Source organism: bacterium, from assembly GCA_037131655.1.
Classification (GTDB): Bacteria; Armatimonadota; Fimbriimonadia; order Fimbriimonadales; family JBAXQP01; genus JBAXQP01.
Genome location: JBAXQP010000333.1, coordinates 1 through 2,769 on the forward strand (window position 1 = coordinate 1; position 2,769 = coordinate 2,769).

At 46.7% G+C, this 2,769-nt stretch carries 2 protein-coding genes and 1 tRNA gene; all 3 read left to right on the forward strand.

The genetic code is table 11. The features are described from left to right. A partial coding sequence (locus tag WCO51_11990) for an ATP-binding protein (protein ID MEI6513974.1) occupies positions 1 to 1,575 on the forward strand: 1,575 nt, incomplete at its 5' end. Positions 1,576 to 1,593: 18 nt separating this feature from the next. Further along, positions 1,594 to 2,646 (forward strand): uroporphyrinogen decarboxylase family protein, encoded by a 1,053-nt coding sequence (locus tag WCO51_11995; protein ID MEI6513975.1) that lies wholly within the window; start codon positions 1,594 to 1,596, stop codon positions 2,644 to 2,646. A 50-nt stretch (positions 2,647 to 2,696) separates the two neighbouring features. Beyond that, positions 2,697 to 2,769: transfer RNA gene (locus WCO51_12000), tRNA-Lys, on the forward strand.

Consider the following 2,769-nt stretch of genomic DNA (forward strand, 5'->3'; position numbering starts at 1 on the left):
ATTACCAAAGTCAAGAACGCCGAGCAAGCGTTAATACAATCGGAAGAACAATATCGAACGCTAGTAAACAGTCTGCCCGATCATGTCTTCCGCATCGACCGTGATCTGAATTATATTTTTACTTCACCCGGCCTCAATACTATTGCAGGGGTTCCCGATGCAGAATTTGTGGGAAAACGAGTTGGTGGGGTTCTGCCGGATGGCCATTACACTGAACAATGGAGAAAAACCCTTCAACAAGTCTTTGAAACAGAGATAGAGCAACAAGTTGAAGTTAGTTTACCGGAAGCCATGGGAGGCAGAAGTTACCATTTTCGTGTTCTACCTGAACTTGTTGAGGGTAAGATTAAGACTGTTTTAGCCATTGGCCGCGATATCACCGACCTAAAGAAAGCGGAAGAAGAGCGGCTTGACCTACAATTGAAACTTGCTGATGCTCGTCAACAAGAAAGCATGGGTCTGTTGGCAGGCGGCATGGCGCACGATTTCAATAATCTTCTTGCCGCCATCGCCGGTTATACTGAATTAGCGCTGATAGAACTTCCGGAAGACTCTCTTGCAAGAACATATCTCGAACAAAACGAGATAGCTATTCAAAAGACAGCCGACCTCACAAAGCGATTATTAGCCTATGCGGGTAAATCACGACTCACCAAACAATCGGTTAACCTTTATGAAGCCATGAAGGAAGCTCTTGCTCTACAACCTAAGCTGCCTCACGATAATCTACAGATTAGAGGAACAATTAATGACGGGCTTCCTGAGATCGAAGCTGACCCAACGCAAGTCAAACAAGTAATCATGAACCTCGTCCAAAATTCATTCGAAGCATTAAAATATAACGAAGGCGCGATATTTATAGATATGGATGTTGTCCAGGCCGACGAAGCCTTCCTTAAAGACTTCATTGGGGCGCCCGATCTTGCTCCCGGCAGATACATCTCCATAATAGTAGGCGACGATGGCCCTGGCATCGCACCTGAGATATTGCCAAAAATATTCGAGCCGTTCTTCACCACAAAATTTGCTGGCCATGGGCTTGGATTGTCAACGGTATTAGCTATCATGCAAGCGCATGGTGGTGGGATCAAGGTTGAAAGCAACCCCGGCGCGCTAACTGTATTTACTCTGATTTTCCCTCTCAACGAAGAGGCAATTAGCGCTAAAATACAACCTTTATCAGGTGATAAGAAAGACAGAGATGCCGATACAATCCTTATAATAGATGATGAATCGTCTCTTCGTTCCTTAACGAGTGAAATGCTAAAACACATCGGCCTGAAATCTTTGGAAGCAGAAAACAGTGTACAAGGACTTGATCTGTTCCGATTGAATGCCAACCAGATAGCAGTTGTTCTTCTTGACCTCACCATTGAAAAGAACAAAGCGGAAATCATCGTCCGTGAAGTTCATAAACTAATGCCTGAGATTCCCATTGTTATAATGAGCGGGTATGATGAACAAGAAGCTGAGAAGCGATTCACCTCCCATGAGATGGCAGGCTTTTTGCATAAACCTTTCTCAATTAGGGAACTCAAAAAAATGCTGTTTAAGTCGATGGGTAGGCCCCATTAGAACTGAGGTAATTAGTAGATGAATTCACGTGAACGGGTATTAACCGCATGCGCTTTTGAACGGCCGGATCGTATCCCGCGTTTTGATGGTTTTTGGGAATATCCCGAGTCTTGGCAAGAGCGTTTTGGCTCCCCGGATGGCTTGTCTGACATCTCTATCTGGGTCCCTGATGAGACTTCTAATCCATTAGGCGCGCGCCTGATCAAAGAAGAAGGGGGAGATTATTATTACGTTGATAGTTGGGGTCACACCAAACGCTCCCGTCCAGGCGCTTATTTTGAAGAATATATCAAAGCGTTAATCCCTCTAGGCGTTGACCCTGATTCCGTCCAATTCGATTCCCCCACCCTCGATGCGCGCTATCTTGGCGGGTGCAAGGATGAGCCTGAATTCAACAAAAAGCTGGATGAAGGTAAAAGCAAGTGGTGCGTTTTCGGCAAAACCGGGGGGCCCTACCTCCGCACCACCTTTGTCCGTGGTGAAGCGCAATTTTTAATAGACATCGCCGAAGACCCGGAACTTGCCAAAGCCCTGGCAGATAAAGTGGGCGATCACATAACCGCAGTCGGCGTCGAGGAAATCAAACGTTGGAAACTTCAAGATACCGGTATTTTCATCTACGACGACATGGCCTATAACGACAACCCCTTCTTCAGCCCTAAATCTTTCGAAAAAGTTTTCCTCCCCGCCTACCGTCGAATGATAAAAGCCTATAAAGAGGCCGGCGCGAAATACGTGTTCCTCCATTCCGACGGCAACATCCGTCCCATATTGGATATGCTAATCGACGCCGGTATCGAAGGCCTAAACCCCTTGGAAAGAAGAGCCAAAATGGACCCCTTCGAAATAAGAAAAACCTATCCAAAAGTAGTCTTAACCGGAGGAATGTGCAATTCCCACACCCTCATTAACGGCCCCATCGAGAAGATAGTAAGAGAAGCCAAAGAACTAATCGACTTGGGAAAAGACGGCGGCGTAGTAATCGGCACCCACTCGGTCAGCCCCGAAGTCCCCATAGAACACTTCGCCGCCTACCACGAGACTTGCCTAACCTACGGGAATTTTGAATAGCGACTGCTTGACTTCCCATTAATCGAAAAGTCATAATAAACCCGTTCCCCGCGCCGTTAGCTCAGTTGGTAGAGCAGCTGACTCTTAATCAGCGGGTCGTAGGTTCGAGTCCTACACGGCGTA

Coding starts and splice junctions, on each gene's coding strand:
- WCO51_11995 (MEI6513975.1), top strand. CDS start 1,594: ATGAATTCACGTGAACGGGTATTAACCGCATGCGCTTTTGAACGGCCG.